13 protein-coding genes, 3 tRNA genes and 1 pseudogene are annotated in these 14,578 nt (G+C 55.2%); 6 read left to right on the top strand and 11 right to left on the bottom strand.

Annotation, left to right across the window (positions count from 1 at the left end):
* Nucleotides 1-32 precede the first annotated feature (32 nt).
* A complete protein-coding gene (locus LDH74_RS19630) occupies nt 33-527 on the bottom strand; it encodes a TrkA C-terminal domain-containing protein (RefSeq protein ID WP_226040347.1) in 495 nt (164 codons plus the stop codon).
* A gap of 179 nt (nt 528-706) precedes the next feature.
* Nucleotides 707-1,138, bottom strand: a complete 432-nt coding sequence (locus tag LDH74_RS19625) for a universal stress protein (RefSeq protein ID WP_226040346.1) — start codon at nt 1,136-1,138, stop codon at nt 707-709.
* Nucleotides 1,139-2,024: 886 nt separating this feature from the next.
* On the opposite strand from LDH74_RS19625, the gene LDH74_RS19620 reads away from it, so the two are divergent.
* On the top strand, nt 2,025-3,521 hold the full coding sequence (locus LDH74_RS19620) for a TrkH family potassium uptake protein (RefSeq protein ID WP_226040345.1): 1,497 nt from the start codon (nt 2,025-2,027) through the stop codon (nt 3,519-3,521).
* Nucleotides 3,522-3,575: 54 nt separating this feature from the next.
* On the opposite strand, the pseudogene LDH74_RS19615 reads toward LDH74_RS19620, so the two are convergent.
* Together LDH74_RS19615 and LDH74_RS19610 are read right to left on the bottom strand one after the other, a co-directional pair.
* Nucleotides 3,576-4,470, bottom strand: a pseudogene (locus LDH74_RS19615) (universal stress protein); the annotation flags it as partial.
* 591 nt (nt 4,471-5,061) lie between these two features.
* Nucleotides 5,062-5,508, bottom strand: coding sequence for a hypothetical protein (locus tag LDH74_RS19610; RefSeq protein WP_226040344.1), 447 nt, complete (start codon nt 5,506-5,508; stop codon nt 5,062-5,064).
* A 237-nt stretch (nt 5,509-5,745) separates the two neighbouring features.
* Between LDH74_RS19610 and LDH74_RS19605 the strand changes: the two genes are divergently transcribed.
* The 3 genes from LDH74_RS19605 to LDH74_RS19595 all read left to right on the top strand — a co-directional run bounded on the left by LDH74_RS19605 (nt 5,746) and on the right by LDH74_RS19595 (nt 7,187).
* Nucleotides 5,746-6,024 (top strand): hypothetical protein, encoded by a 279-nt coding sequence (locus LDH74_RS19605; RefSeq protein WP_226040343.1) that lies wholly within the window; start codon nt 5,746-5,748, stop codon nt 6,022-6,024.
* A 426-nt stretch (nt 6,025-6,450) separates the two neighbouring features.
* A complete protein-coding gene (locus LDH74_RS19600; RefSeq protein WP_226040342.1) occupies nt 6,451-6,675 on the top strand; it encodes a hypothetical protein in 225 nt (74 codons plus the stop codon).
* A complete protein-coding gene (locus tag LDH74_RS19595; RefSeq protein ID WP_226040341.1) occupies nt 6,675-7,187 on the top strand; it encodes a hypothetical protein in 513 nt (170 codons plus the stop codon). The genes LDH74_RS19600 and LDH74_RS19595 overlap by 1 nt, the downstream gene beginning before the upstream one ends.
* Nucleotides 7,188-7,427: 240 nt before the next feature.
* Here the strand turns inward: LDH74_RS19595 and LDH74_RS19590 are convergent.
* The 4 genes from LDH74_RS19590 to LDH74_RS19580 form a co-directional block, all read right to left on the bottom strand.
* A tRNA-Ile gene (locus LDH74_RS19590) sits at nt 7,428-7,502 on the bottom strand.
* A gap of 72 nt (nt 7,503-7,574) precedes the next feature.
* The gene (locus LDH74_RS26490; protein ID WP_255680843.1) at nt 7,575-7,703 is read right to left on the bottom strand and encodes a hypothetical protein; all 129 of its coding nucleotides are present in this window, start codon (nt 7,701-7,703) and stop codon (nt 7,575-7,577) included.
* Between the two features lie 206 nt (nt 7,704-7,909).
* Complete coding sequence (locus LDH74_RS19585) at nt 7,910-8,494, bottom strand: molybdenum cofactor biosynthesis protein B (RefSeq protein WP_226040340.1); 585 nt, start codon at nt 8,492-8,494, stop codon at nt 7,910-7,912.
* 123 nt (nt 8,495-8,617) lie between these two features.
* Nucleotides 8,618-8,723, bottom strand: a tRNA-Asn gene (locus LDH74_RS19580).
* Between the two features lie 95 nt (nt 8,724-8,818).
* Here LDH74_RS19580 and cca point away from each other — a divergent pair.
* The gene (gene cca, locus LDH74_RS19575; protein WP_226040339.1) at nt 8,819-10,318 is read left to right on the top strand and encodes a CCA tRNA nucleotidyltransferase; all 1,500 of its coding nucleotides are present in this window, start codon (nt 8,819-8,821) and stop codon (nt 10,316-10,318) included.
* A gap of 120 nt (nt 10,319-10,438) precedes the next feature.
* On the opposite strand, the gene LDH74_RS19570 is transcribed toward cca, so the two are convergent.
* The 3 genes from LDH74_RS19570 to LDH74_RS19560 all read right to left on the bottom strand — a co-directional run bounded on the left by LDH74_RS19570 (nt 10,439) and on the right by LDH74_RS19560 (nt 13,448).
* Nucleotides 10,439-11,470 (bottom strand): histone deacetylase, encoded by a 1,032-nt coding sequence (locus LDH74_RS19570; RefSeq protein ID WP_226040338.1) that lies wholly within the window; start codon nt 11,468-11,470, stop codon nt 10,439-10,441.
* 4 nt (nt 11,471-11,474) lie between these two features.
* On the bottom strand, nt 11,475-11,906 hold the full coding sequence (locus LDH74_RS19565; protein WP_226040337.1) for a histone: 432 nt from the start codon (nt 11,904-11,906) through the stop codon (nt 11,475-11,477).
* 66 nt (nt 11,907-11,972) lie between these two features.
* Nucleotides 11,973-13,448, bottom strand: a complete 1,476-nt coding sequence (locus tag LDH74_RS19560) for a single-stranded DNA binding protein (protein WP_226040336.1) — start codon at nt 13,446-13,448, stop codon at nt 11,973-11,975.
* A gap of 397 nt (nt 13,449-13,845) precedes the next feature.
* Between LDH74_RS19560 and LDH74_RS19555 the strand changes: the two genes are divergently transcribed.
* Nucleotides 13,846-13,918: transfer RNA gene (locus LDH74_RS19555), tRNA-Arg, on the top strand.
* Nucleotides 13,919-14,578: the final 660 nt, after the last annotated feature.

Raw genomic sequence — 14,578 nt, 5'->3', positions numbered from 1 at the left:
TCGCTCACCTGAGGAAGGAACATTTGTCGCGATCACTCTTCGAGTCCAGCTCCGAGCAGTTCTTCGAACTTGGTGCAGTCCTCGCGGTCACCGACAACGACTAACGTATCGCCAATCTCGAGGACCGACTCAGGCGTCGGCGGCGAGATCAGTTCCTCACCACGCTGAATAGCGACGATGGAGACACCGGTCCTATCACGAATATTCGACTCAATGAGGCTCTGACCGGCTATTTCGGCACCCTCGGCAACGCTGTACCACTCGAGGTAGGTATCCTCGGTGAGCATCGTTTCTACCTGTTCAGCCTGCACTGGTTGAAAGTACGCCCCTTCCAGAATTGTACCGATCTTCCGAGCGAGCTGATCCGAGGCCTCGAATATCTTCTCGCTGTCGGCATCCGTGTCCGCTTTCAGGTATACTTCCCGCTTCCCCGTGTTGTGTGTCACGATGACCAGCAATTCGCCGTCATCGAATTCGACCTCGAACTTCTTCCCGACACCGGGGAGATCGCTCTCGTAGACGGCCATACGTCACAAAAGCAAAGACATGCTAATAAATGGCCTGTCCTTCGACCACTTGCGAGTACTCCTTCCGTTGATTCGCTCTCGGTATAGTATAGGATTGCTCAATAATTATTTTAACATATCTAGTGGCGAACCATCTGGTTAGTACGTAAACGAACTGAATGCCATCGACCGACAGCTACTTAGGCTCGTGCCAGTAGGACAGATGTCTCTACTGTGCGAATGACACGGTCGGATGTACTACCGAGGAGGTGTTCTTTCAGACCTGATCGGCCGCTTGCGCCCATGACGATGAGGTTGATGTTGTGTTCAACACTATTCTCCACAATTACTTCGTGGGGATCGCCTTCGCGGATAGTTCGATCGTACTGCACGCCTGCCTCGTCGGCTCGATTTACAGCGTCATTGAGGGCTGACTCGGCTTCCTTCTCAAGCGTCTCCGTAAGTTGGGGTGCGATGCTACCGGACGCGCTTGCGGACATCTCCGTACCCACGTCCACTACATTCAGGAAGTGAACTGTCGTCGCTTTACCCTCTGCTATCGTGATAGCTTGGTCAACCGCCGCCATACTCGATTCACTCCCATCGGTCGGAACCAGAATATCGTCATACATGAGTTACTGTTCTGTAACGACAGGTAAAAGCGAACACCATGCAATCGCGTGTCTCTGGAAAAGAATTTATCCTACACAGGATCAGTCAATAATTCGAACAAATTTGTATATGGATTGTATCGCTGACCACAGTTTTCGCAGTAATAATAGCAAATTCGCCAGCCACCGCCAGTCGTCAAAAAGGGCCGATGTGAATTTCGAGCGCTACACGGGGACACAGAGTCGGCTTGCCTTTCAGATAAACCAAAGCAGAATCAATTCTGTTTGTCTCTCTCCTCTATACCAGCTTCGAGTATCGACAATATTGCCCAACTTGTCCAGCCAAGCATGATGACTGCTCCAAGCATATAGATACGACGAGTATGTATATTATCGAATGTCTCGATGGAAATCCAAAATAGAATAATATATCCAAGGAGGATTGGAAATATATCTCCAAATCCTTCTGGGTTGCGGAAGCTGGGATATCTCATTACAATTGTTAAATGGTTAGGAAAAGGCTTTACCTTTGGGGAATACTTCTGCCAGGTTCTTATGGTGATGCTGCATTTTTATGCTAATTAAGGTCTGATTTGATTCACAACTACAGAGAATGTAAGACCAGCTCCAATTAATAGCAATCCATCAGAAAATCTAATACCAAGTATTGAAATTTGGAGGCCGATAATCATTATCATGATATTCGAGCTTTGTTGATCAGAGTCCACTGTTTGGCACATATCCGTATCCCACATACAAAGGATACAGGGATAGATGAATAAATCCGGTTCTGCCTTGTAGGAGGGACTATAATAACCTCATCAGTAGATACAGAGAAAATGTACATACTGTTTTCCGCTTCTTTATCTACAAGAGAGAGTGTGTGTCATACTAGAGGTGTTTTCTTATGAGTATGCGTGTGAATTGGCGTGCGAGCTGTAGCCTTGTCGGAACTGTGTTAAAATGGCTCTCAGCACCACTATTATTGCCAGTTGTGGTCGCGATTGCTTATAGAGAGGATCTTTCTCCATTCGTAATCACAATCATTGTTACAGTAATTGTAGGGATTTCATTAGAACGTCTTACAGAGGATCGTGATCTCGATACCAGAGAAGCATTCCTCATGGTTGCACTCACTTGGCTTGCTGTCGCCGTAATTGGTGCAATTCCGTTTGTGGTTGCTGGTGAGGGGTCTCTTGCACATCCAATCAATGCATTGTTCGAGAGTATGAGCGGAATCACAACAACAGGCGCAACAGCTATCGTTGACTTCTCTGTCCATTCCCAGTCAATCCTCATGTGGCGGCAACTCATCCAATGGCTTGGAGGATTAGGGATCCTTGTTCTCGCGACAGCAATCTTCTCACATTTGGGAGTTGCGGGTGCTCAGCTAATGGAAACGGAAACACAAACGAGGAATGTTACGAAACTAACCCCCCGAATCACGGAAACTGCACGCCTTCTTTGGACTCTATATGCTGGTCTTACTATCTCACAAATGGTAATCTTGTATCTCCTTCATCTTGCCGGTCTCGCACCAAATATGACGCTCTACGATGCGATTGCTCACCCTTTCACAACCATTTCGACAAGTGGGTTTTCGCCCCAGCCCGAGAGTCTGGCAGCGTTCTCGCCTGCAGTCCAATGGGTTGTGATTGCATTCATGGCTATCGGCGCAACGAATTTCATTCTAATCTATCTCGCCCTCCAAGGACAACACAAACGACTTTACGAGAGTGAGGAATTCCGATTCTATATTGGTATTTTGCTCTTTTTCAGTATTGGCGTTGCCACGATTCTTAGCTTTGATGCAATATACCCTGAAAGTATAGAAGCGACGGTTCGCCACGCGATATTTCAAGTAGTCTCGATAACCACAACAACCGGATATGCAAGTGCAGATTTCAACATCTGGTCTGCCTCTACGAAGAATTTGTTATTCATTTGCATGTTCATTGGCGGAATGGCAGGCAGTACGACATGTTCGATTAAAGCACTTCGCTGGCTCGTCGTATTAAAGTCCTTTAGGCGTGATCTCTTTATCGCGGGTCACCCACAAGCGGTTCGTCCAGTTCGATTATCCGGTGAAGTCATCGATGAAGAGACGATCAGAGATGTTTATGCATATACACTCGTGAGCATCGTCTTCTTTATTACAGCGACAGTATTTCTCGTGTTTGATACCTCACGAGTCGGACTTCAAATTGGCGAGTTCGAGGCGATGAGTGCAGCTGCAGCGACATTCTTCAATATCGGTCCCGGGTTCGGGATTGTCGGACCATTCGAAACCTACGAGGTGTTCCCAATGAGTACAAAGGTGGTGATGATCTTCCTGATGTGGATTGGACGTATTGAAATCATTCCTGTCTTAGTTCTGCTTACGCCCTCATATTGGAGACGGTGAGCAGGCAGACGTGCCTCTTACTGCGAGTTCATACAATAGTCGCTTCATTCTACCTTACCGGGGCGACTTCCCAACCTGAAAGCGTCTACTTTCCAAACCCGAATAGCCGCTCCCGAAAGAACCGTCTCGTCGGACGCTGGCCAGTAGCACCGAACATTCCAGTTCGTCAACGACACTCAATACCAATGACCCAGTCACCAAACGGGCCAACAGTCCTCGCTCAGTCGCTCCGATTACGACCATCGTTGCATCTCGGGCGGCCCGTTCGATAGCCACCTCTACATCGCCGGACTCAACCTGAAGGGTCGCATCCTCTAGGTCGTGCTTAGCGGCCCACTCTCGGAGGATCGATTCGCCCTCGTCCAAATCGTCGGGACGTGTAGTAACGTCACCTCCGAGCCATGCTCCTGCCGGAGCAGGGACGCGACCTCCGCACTCAGATCCGAGTCGGGACCGCCTGCGGTTGGTACCAGAACGTGTTCCGGATCGAACCCCCATCTCGCAACACGAGGAAGTCGCATGGTGGGTTTCCTGTGGGTTCCTCAAGGCGTGTCTCGACGCGGACTTGGCCGTGCTCACCCCAACCCATCACCACTATGTCAGCCCCGTGGTTACGGGCAGTATCGAAAATTTGCTCGAAACCCCTGTGTGCGAAGGTAGTATGAGTCTCGACGTCGATGCCGAAGGTATTTGCGTCCGAACGCGCACTTGCGAGAAGGTCCGCTGATTCAGCGTCTATCTCATTGACGTGACTGGCGGCTTGCTCGAGGGCCGTTTGATCGGGCACAGTTACGATGTGAACTGCTTCAACTACGCCCCCACGGTGTTTAGCGATAGCCGAGGCAAGTTCAATAAGATCCTGTTCGTGTTCAGGATTGGACAGGGGAACCATCACACGGTACTGTCCGCCGTCGGGCCGGATGATCGTTGAGACGGTATTATCGGGCATCGTCTAAAGTTATCATCCTATTTGGTAATAGAGGAATGGCGAGGTTCGATACCCTGTTCGTCTGTCCCACACAACTATTATTCAATTCAATAAGTAAATTTCCCCTCATGGGATCGAAAGACGTCCAGAATTGGCTTACCGAATTTATCTGTCAATACGGTCAAAAACCCTATCAAATGCGGAGGGTTTCAACAGAGCCATATTATTGAAGGGGGTCCCATAGACAGGTATCGTCTTTTCTCATCACACGGTCTAACACGGTTATAACACGGTAAGGAAAATGTCATTTTAACACGGTACACACGGTTGACCGTGTGGGAATTTTTACTACGGTTTTGTAGTAAAACACCGCCTTAGAAGCAAGATACCTCAATCTGTTATTCAATCTCAACCGTTTGTCAAACCGTGTGGATATTCAGTAGAACAACCCCCTTTCCTTCGTGTGGAACAATCAAACACTGCAAAGTTAGTGAATTACAATAGATTGATAACCTATCTATTAAATCTGCGAACTGGGTGTGTGCTCCTTCCCTGGGACACCACACGCCCTTTCAGAGGTATGTTTCTAACCTAGAGAACACGAGATACTATCTAACTCTCGTCTTCTCCCGTAGCTTCCTCTTCAATCTCTTCAGAATCTTCCTCAGAGTCTTCCGTATCAGGATGACCATAGGTGCCGATTTCATCGTCTAAATCAATGACGACAAGCTCAACGTCGTTATTAAGCTGCTGCGTGCGTGGCTCGTATTGCGTGGTCACGTCGGGTACTAGACCTTCAACCTTAAGGAAACTCGTGGGAGCTGTAGTTCCACCACTGTCCGTTCGGCTCAGTGAGTAACTGTCATCTGATTCTTCCTTAAGCGGTCGGATGCCTAGTGTGTCTGCGTCACGGTCGTAATAGAATTCAACGTATTCAACGTTTTCATCGAAGTATTCATCCAAAGCTGCATTGTTGATTCCGATACTATTTGATTTACGCAGGCTGATTTTTGGTTGGCCGCTACCTCTGCTGGAACCACTAATCTTTTCGAATCCCATAATTACAACTCCACATTCAACAATCTCTCTAAAGTAGTCTTCTATCTCAAGCAGCTACTATTCAGAACCTATTCTAGTATATGGAAAAGATCCTTCCAGAGCCTTCCCTTTAGCCTTCTTTTCCATTTCTTCTTCACAAATAGGAGGCAATTCGAAATTGATTCAAAGCATCTATTCTACACTAGCTCAATTTCATCGATATATTTAATATCTTCTAGCATGAATGTATAACTGCATATGAGGAATTTAGATAATTTTGAAAGGCTTAGTTCGGGTCTTGATATAGTATTACGACTTAATGAGCGCATCGAAGATGACGAAGATAATAATGTTTCTGTACGAATGAATGAGGTGAGAAGCTATCTCGCCCGTGCAAGTGAACATGTTGGCTCAAACTGGATGGAAGAACAGTTCAAGAAGAGTATGGGCCTTGCAGCGAGTATTGCACTTAATCATGGCCATGATGACCTCGCAGAAGAAGCTATGACACTTGGTGGTGAGATAAATGAGGTCTAGTGATGCAGTGGCAACTTATCCAATTTGTCAAGCAAAAAATTGTGAAGACCGTGCCTCTCGGGTGGTCAACAGTAGTAATGGACATCCGCATAAGGAATGGAAGCTCTGTGCAGACCACTATGAGGAAGTGAATGGTACAGACCCTTGGAATGGCAAGCAAGAATGGTGTCTTCGAAAGCTCTATTATCGCTGTCCAGAAGGTGGAAAGATATCTCACAATGTGATTCTTAGAGAGGAAGACAAGGGAGGCTATTCCTGTTCGTGTGGAAAGAAACACCCACCAGCGTCAATTAGCGATTAACCGCTCTCCTCAAGGTTGGTGCATATTTTGACTTTATCAGCTCACCTCCTGTCAAGAGATTTGCGCACCAGATGAAAATCGGAATGTTGAATGCTAGTGATAGCATTCGACCTGGCGTAAATAACATGACTGACGAAGAAATCCAACGGCTTGAGCGAGAGCTAAAGTATGCTCAAGAAGCCCTCGTAGTCTTAGAAACAGGCGGTGAGAATTTAGGCCACAACCCTTCACTGGTGAATTCCATCCCAGTCGAATACCGCCACTTAGCCAGAGGTGGCCATAGGGAGCTTGAGGAGCACATCGAGAGATTAAAAGTGGATATAGAATCACGGAAAGGAGGGTTCCTATAATGATTCTCCGAAGTCTGTTTTTTTACGTCCAGCTGTGGCTATCGACGGTTTTGGTATCAATCGTATTTCTGCCTTCAGCCATGTTTTGGAGTTTTGTGTTCCAATTTCCACTGGAGCAGTTAGACGCAACTCTCTACCACGTCTTCACCATCTCAGTATTACTCGTCTGGATTCATATTTTCCTAATAATCTATAGCCGTGACTATCGAACTGTACAAGGTCTAAAATACTTAGCACTATCATCATATCTAACAGCATTCTTCGTAGTCTTCGGTTCAAAATATCCTGACCTCTTTATTGACACGGTTGGGTTTGGGATTCTACAGAACTCAATTATATTTGCAATCACCCACTGCGTCCCATTCGTGATAATATATTCAGATGAAGCTGATGAGGTAGGTCAAGAAGTAACCTACTCGGATGAAGAATCTGTGAAGGATGGAAATGAATACGAAGGTAGTATGGAAGAATTTGAAGATTGGATGAGAAGTAACTCACGCGCAGACGAGTAGTGACCTCGGGCGCGGTCGAATAGATTGGCGATCATGTTAAAAATGCAACTGAATTGAAAGCCATGATGAAGATGGATTCTAAAGCGCTCACTATAATCGGTACTTCTATTTCGATTCTTCTCTAATCACCATACGGCAGAGAGGGCGTCCATTAACCAGATGGACTCTTGAACCCAATCAAGAGTTTGCTTAAAAGGAACCCGCCGCCTTACAGCGAATCTGAGACGCTATGTATGCGGATGGGCCCTGACGGATTCGAACCATCGACCACTCGGTTATGAGCCGAGCGCTCTAACCAGACTGAGCTAAGGGCCCTTCAATCGGGAAAAACCGTGCGCGGTAATTAACGTTTGCTGTCCGGTTCGCTCGAGGGAAACGGACCTGTTCTTACGCAGTCAGCGCCTCGAGTTCGTCGTCACTCAGCTCGGCCTCGAGCTCCGCCTCGCTGTGGGACTCGAGGACGTCCTCGCGCTCCTCGGCGTCGAGGTCGGTCACGGATTCGAAGTGGTGACACATAGCAATCGAATGCACGCGCTCGCACTCAATAAAGGCTGTTACAGGAGAGTTGACTGTTCGTCTCGCTATCTCAGGACGAACGCCCACGGATGGTCGCGCTTCACAATCCGCAGTTACAGGCAGTCTGCGTCTCGAGGAGAAAATCGCCACTCGAGTGCCGGAGCCGTGGTCGAGAGTCGCGTCTGGACACCGGAAACGCAGTTCGCCTACTCGTCCTGATACTCCGCGAGCGTCTGATCGGTCGTCTCGGCGCGGTGACGCGTCGCCAGTCCCGCGAGGTGGGGCGATTCGGGGACGATCAGTTCCTCACAGGCGGTTTCGCAGGCGCTCCGGCTCCCGGGGAGGCAGAAGACGGGCGTGTCGACGGCGATTCCCGCCGTCGCGCGCGAGGCCATCGCTCGCGTTCCAACTTCGTCCCACGAGAGCGAGCGAAACAGTTCGCCGAAGCCCGGCAACTCGCGCTCGAACAGCGATGCGGTCGCCTCCGGAGAGACGTCGTCGACGGTGACACCGGTGCCGCCCGTGGTACACACCACGTCGATATCCCGACGTGCAACGAGGCCGCGGACGGCGGTTCGGATCGCCGAGTAGTCGTCCCGGACCAGGAGCCGTTCTCGGACCTCGTGGCCATCGGCTTCGAAACAGTCCTGAATGGTGTCCCCGCCCGGATCGTCGGGATCCGCCGTGCCCGCGCGCGAACTCGAGACGGTGACGATCCCAACGGAGAGCGGATCGATGATATCGTGTCCGTGGTGGTCGGTACTCCGTCGGTCGTCGGTTTCGCCGGTCATACGTCTACGTCACTGGCGAAGGACGATAATCCCTCTCCCGAAAACCGGTGGTCGAACTCGCAGGTGAGAGGGTGATAATTCGATCGTCGATTACAAACCGACCAGTCGCGACGAATAGAGAAGCGCCGAAGCCAGGACTCGAACCTGGGACAACCTCGTATCTGCGGCGAACAGGGAATACCTGAGTCGCCGTAACAGCGAGGTGCTCTACCATCTGAGCTACTTCGGCTCATCATCTGGTAGTCGGGTGCATTTGATAGGGCTTTCGTTTTCCCTGCTCCGGGTTCGATACTCTTTCACGCACCGCTCGAGTACGCGTTCCCAATGAGCGAGGAGGATGCCGACAGCGCGGACCGCGGTTCCGGCGGCCAGTGCGGAAACCGCGCTGACGACGGTGACGAGCCGGACAATCGAGAGGCGGATCGCGATCTCGAGCAGGTCGTCGCCGAGGTCCGAGCGCGAGTTACTCCCGACGACGGCGAACGCGCGCGTCTCCGCGAGGTGGCCGACCGGCTCATGGATCGGGCCGAGTCCGCGGCGACCGACCTGTGCACCGACGCCGACGTCTTACAGGTCGGCTCCACCGCCAGAGATACCTGGATCAGCGGCGACCGCGATATCGATATCTTCGTCCGGTTTCCGCCGGAGCTCGACCGCGAAACGCTCGAGGAGTACGGCCTCGAGGTCGGCCACGCGACGCTGCCCGAGGGCCACGAGGAGTACGCCGAACATCCCTACGTCAAAGGCGAGGTCGAGGGGTTCGACGTCGACGTCGTCCCCTGTTTCAGACTCGAGTCGGCGACCGAGATCCGTTCGGCGGTCGATCGGACGCCGTTTCACACCCGGTACCTCCAGCGACGACTGGACGACGAGCTCGCCGCGGCCGTCCGCGTCACCAAGCAGTTCCTCAAGGGGATCGGCGTCTACGGCAGCGACCTCCGAACCCGGGGATTCAGCGGCTATCTCACCGAACTCCTCGTCTGCGAGTACGACGGGTTTCGACCGCTGCTCGAGGCCGCGGCCGACTGGCGGCCGCCGGTCGAACTCGACCCAGAAGCGCACGGCCGTGCACACGAGGCGGCAAAGTCGTCTCAGAATGAGACGGCCGGCGACGCCGACCGCCCGTTCGACGATCCGCTGATCGTCATCGATCCGACGGATCCCGAACGCAACGTCGCCGCGGTCTGCTCGGCCGAGAACGTCGCTCGCTTTCAACACTACGCCCGGGAATTCCTCGCGTCCCCGCGGATCGACCACTTCGAACCCGACGATCCGGAACCGCTGTCCGAGTCGGAGCTGCGCGAACACCTCGAGCGCCGGGTCACTACGCCCGTCGCCGTCCGGTTCGACGCCCCCGGTCTCGTCGAGGATCAGCTCTATCCGCAGCTTCGGAAATCGCTGGCGGGCATCACAAAGGGGCTGGACGATCGCGGGTTCGACGTCTTCCGGGCGACGGCTATCGCCGACGAGACTGCCGTCGTCTTCGCCGAACTCGCGGTCGACGAGCGACCGGCAGTCGAGCGCCACGACGGACCACCGGTCCACGTCCGCGACCACGCGACCGGCTTTTACGAGTCCTACGCGGATGACCCCGACGCCTACGGCCCCTTCATCGCGGGCGACCGCTACGTCACCGAGCGCGAGCGGGCGTTCACCTCCGCCCGATCGTTCCTCGAGAGCGACCGCCTCTTCGACGTCGGACTGGGTGCACACGTCGAAACGGCGCTCGAGGACGAGTACGAAGTACTGGTCGGATCGGAGATCACGACGTTGCTCGCCGAGTTCGGCACGGAGCTGAGAACGTACTTCGAACCGCGACCCTGATACGGACTGCTGTCAGTCGTTTCCGGCGCGACCGCGATCCAGCCTGCGGTCGCACCGGTACATCGTTACAGCAGACCGTATGAGGAGCGCAGCGCCTCGTCACTGCCGCGATCCGTTTCGTCAGAGATCGTTCAGGTCCACGTCGAGATCGTGGGCCTCGAGCACGTCCTCGAGGGCCGATTCGGCGTTGTCGCCGGGTTCGTCGTCGGGCTCGATCGGTTCGCGACCGTCGAAGGTCTCGTGGACGAGTGCCACGCTGTCGGCGAGCACGTCCAATCCGTAGCCGCCCTCGAGGACGAACGCCAGCGCGGCGTCGGTGTCGTCGGCGAGGGACCGCATGCGGTCGCTCATCAGCGCGTAGGCCTCGGTCGAGAGTCGGATCCGCGAGATGGGATCGTGACGATGGGCGTCGAAACCCGCGCTGATGAGGAGGAGATCGGGATCGAACGCGGTGAAGGCGGCGGTGATCGGCCCGTCGACGGCGGCCAGATACTCGCGGTCGTCGGTGCCGGCCGGCATCGGAACGTTCATCGTCGTCCCGTCGCCGTCTCCCTCGCCGGTCTCGTCGACGTCGCCGGTGCCGGGGTAGAGCCCCTGCTCGTGGATCGAGGCGAAGAACACGTCGCCCCTGTCGTAGAAGATGTCCTGCGTTCCGTTGCCGTGGTGGACGTCCCAGTCGAGGATCGCCACCCGGTCGACGTCGTACGCGTCGTGATCGAGGGCGTACTGGGCGGCCACGGCTGCGTTATTGACGAAGCAAAACCCCATCGCGTCGTCGTAGACCGCGTGGTGGCCCGGCGGCCGACCGATCGAGAAAGGTGTGTCACGGCCCGTATCACCCTCGAGCGCCGCCTCGGCGGCCCAGCAGGCGAGCCCGGCGCTCTGGCAGGCCGCGTCCCAGGTTTCCTCGACGGCGGCGGTGTCGGGGTCCCAGCTCCCGCCACCGTCGGTACAGAACTCCCGAACGGACTCGAGGTACTCGCGGTCGTGGACGGCCGCCATCGTGTCGAGTTCGCACGGATCGCTCTCGACGTACGTGACGCCGTGTTTCTTCTTCAGCCGTTCCCGGATCGCCCGTAACCGGTCCGGCGACTCCGGGTGGCGCGAACCGGGATCGTGTGCGAGACAGAGCTCGCTGTAGCCGAACTGCATCTGCTCACTCGAACAGCGAGAAGTACGTCTCGATGTCGTCGTCGGTGATCGTCCGCCGGTCGGCGTGGTGTGCGAGAGTCGCGGCCGCCCGGGCGACGTTATCCGCGTAGTCCTCGAGGATATCGGCGAGGGCGACGCGGGCGTCCATCGAGACGCGATAGCGATCGTCGATTTCCAGCCTGGCGATGCGATCGACCGGCGCGACCGGGAGCTCGAGGCCATCCTTGTCGACGACCGCTTCGACGCCGAAATCCTGCGCCATCAGCGTCTTCCGGCCGTCAGCCGTCGCCTCTTCGGCGGCGTCGATTGCGAGTTCGCTCCCGTGTTCCTGAATCCGCGTTGCGAGTTGCTTCGACGCGTCAGCACTCACCCGAAGATTGCCTGCGTTCCGCCGGATGATCGTATCCACCGGGGCGAACGGGAGTTCGACGTTCATATCATGATAGGCGAAGCTAACTCCCTTAACGCTTTTCCTAGGCGGCCGATGAGGTTGCTCGCCGCGTCAGAACACGTCGTTTGCGTCGAGACGGCCGTCGCGGACGACCCCTCGGGCGGTTACCTCCTCGCCGAGACCGACGTCGGCGTCGGTCGCGATACTCATGGTCGTTTCGCCGTCGTCGAGCACGATCGGGTCGCCCGCCTGCACGACGACGCCGGTGAATTCGCGTTCCTCGCCGTCGGATGGTTCGTCCGAGTCGGTCTCGACGTCAGCACTGGCGCTATCGTCGGTAGCGTCGGTCGAGGCACTCGAGGAGGTGCTCTCACCGGCGCCGTTCTCGCCTGAGCCACCGTCGTCACTGGCAAAGGCAGACAGGCCGGCGTTCTCGTCACTCGAGCCGCTCGTATCGCCCTCGGACTCACCGGTGCCGGACGAGTCGGACTCGAGAACTGTGATCGTCGACTGCCAGCCCGCGGAGGCCTCGAGATCGTCCTGCCAGCCGTCCTGAATCTCGACGTCGCCGAGTACGACCTCGTCGCCCGGACCGATATCGATGTCGGCTTTGTCGCCCCAGAGGGCGACGCGGATGTCGTCGGTCGCGTCCTGGACGCGGATGTTCCGGACCTGTCCCTCCGAGCCGTCGTCGCGATCGAACGTTCGCTTGGGATCGGCCGAGCGAACGACGCCAGCGATGTCGACCATCTGATCGATCTCGAGGTCCTCGATCGGCGTGCTCTCGGGGACGTACTCGACCTCCTCGTCGACTTCCTCGACGGCACCGCGGTTACCGACGTGAAGCTCGAGGCTGCCGTCGCGGTCCTTGACGTAGCCGTCGATCACTTCGACGGTCGTCCCGGCCTCGAGTTCAGTTGCGAGATCGGCCTGCTCGTCCCACAGGGTCACGCGAATGCGACCGGTCGAGTCGCCGAGGACGAGGTTCGAGACCTTCCCCTCCGAGCCGTCGTCGCGGTCGAACGTCCGCACGCTGTCGGTGTCCAGAAGCAGGCCGACGAGGTTGACGTTCGAGAGACCGAGCGAGAGGTCCTCGACGGTGTACGTATCGGAGACCTGCACGTCGATCTCGGTATCATCGTCGGGTTGGACGTCGTCCACGCTGATTTCGACGCCGGAAAAGCCCTCCTTGGGTCGGCCCTTGATCCGCAGGACCTGGCCCTCCTCGAGTTCCTCGATGGCGGCCTGGGCGTGATCGTCCCAGAACGCCGCTCGCACGGAACCGGTCTCGTCTGCCACCTCGACGTTGACGACCTGCCCGTCTTCGTCCTCGCCATCGCGCTCGAAGGTGCGCACCTCGCCGATCGAGAGCACTTTGGCGACGAACTTCGCCTCCTCCATCCCGGGTTCGATGTCGGCGATTCCGCCGACCTCGCTCTCGCCGACTTCGTGAGCGACGAGCATCGCCGCCGTCTCCTCATCTGCGAGTCCCCCCATCTGCTCGACTTTCGCCTCGACGGCCTCGCGAAACTCCTCGAGAGAAACGTCGGCCTCGAGGTCCTCATATACGCCCTCGATGTCGCTCATTCTATGCTCGTGCATGGGTAGCCCGCGCATAAGCGTTATCCATTCGGTATCTCAGCGTGTCGCGCCATCCGACAGAGATGGGGAGTATCCGTGTCGTACCCGGTAGTTTCGATCCGTCGGAAACGGCTCGTCCGGACCGCGCGACGACGGGGTTCGCACAGGAGGTCATGCGTCTCACTGGCCGCGCCCTGTTATATAAACGTCAGTGTGGCCGTGCGCAAGCGGGGGATCGCTCAGAACGCCGATACGACGGCGAACCGCCGAGAAAGGACGATGGTTGAGACTGGTGACCAAACTCAAGGGACCATCATTGACGCCGCAACGGCCACGAAAGTCCGGGGCGGCAACGGGAGCCTTTCGAAAGGGCTTTAATGTCCACGCAGTTACGAAGAGATGAGTCCTGGTAGGGTAGTGGACTATCCTCTTGGCTTGCGGAGCCAGGGACCGGAGTTCAAATCTCCGTCAGGACGTTTTTCGCGCGACAAACTCACGAGCACCGCGTAACGGTGCGAGTATCCGTCGCGCGAAAACGGATACGGAGATTTGAGCAGGGAAGTCGTGGTTCGAAAGACGCGAAGCGTCTTTCGTCATCAAGCGAGACCTCCGGTCTCGCTGACCTCGCGAATCTTCGATTCGCTCAGTCACGAGAGAGCGGAGCTCTCTCGAACGACAGCGCGACCGAAGGGAGCGACCGTCTTCCCGTGTTCAAATCTCCGTCAGGACGCTCACTTCGTTCGCGTTGGACTCCGTCAGGACTACCGAAGAACACGGGCTATCAGTTCGTTGCGAAAATCGGTCCGGGGACGTTCTCGCCGAAGATTCGTAAGATAGCCGCAGTAACGAACTGAGAGCGCCCACCGGCGGTGACGAAAGTATCCTGCGCTTCTTCGCGAGCACGTTCGCCTTCCACCCCGCGCGCATGAACACACGTGGGGATGAACACAAGTGACGACGATGAGTTCGGAGTCATTCCGGCAACTCGCTAAATGCACGCGTTGCCGCCCGCAGACGACGATCGGTGACTGTTGCAGATATGAAACAGAATAAAATGGTATGTTTCCCATATGAATCGGTTTAATTGTAGAATATATAGTATGGCTACCGCACCGTAGAAATGTGTGCACAGAAAC

Origin of the sequence: Natrinema sp. DC36 (assembly GCF_020405225.1) — an archaeon.
Classification (GTDB): domain Archaea; phylum Halobacteriota; class Halobacteria; order Halobacteriales; family Natrialbaceae; genus Natrinema.
The sequence above is the reverse complement of the archived record's forward strand: the minus strand, read 5'-3'. Positions and strand labels throughout refer to the sequence as shown.